The organism is Dellaglioa sp. CoH-56-MRSF-10, from assembly GCF_056782175.1.
Map to the genome: position 1 here is coordinate 1 of NZ_JBXAYF010000108.1, position 275 is coordinate 275.

Annotated in this window: 1 protein-coding gene; it reads right to left on the bottom strand. The window is 51.3% G+C overall.

Going from position 1 to position 275, the window contains the following annotated elements; genetic code table 11:
• Positions 1–181: hypothetical protein (locus AC1RP4_RS08000; protein ID WP_438142730.1), on the bottom strand; the 181-nt coding region annotated here is incomplete at its 3' end.
• Positions 182–275 lie beyond the last annotated feature (94 nt).

Genomic DNA, 275 nt, shown 5'->3' on the forward strand with positions numbered 1-275 from the left:
CATTCACGAAGTCCCAGAAGTCTGGATTTGTGATATCCAGCGGATTGTAGTACCGATAATCGCGACCGTCGAAAATCTGGACGGCTACAGCGTCGCGTACCACGTGATCTCGATACAGGTATCCTCGAAATTTTGCCGCCCCTCGAATCAGGTCGAGTGATAGTTCATCATGCAGGTTCATTCTGGCTCCGCATCCGGGTAGTCTTCGGCATATTCGACATCTTTGCCGCTGCCGTCTTCGATAAATGTGCCACCTTCCTCGTAATCCACGGGAT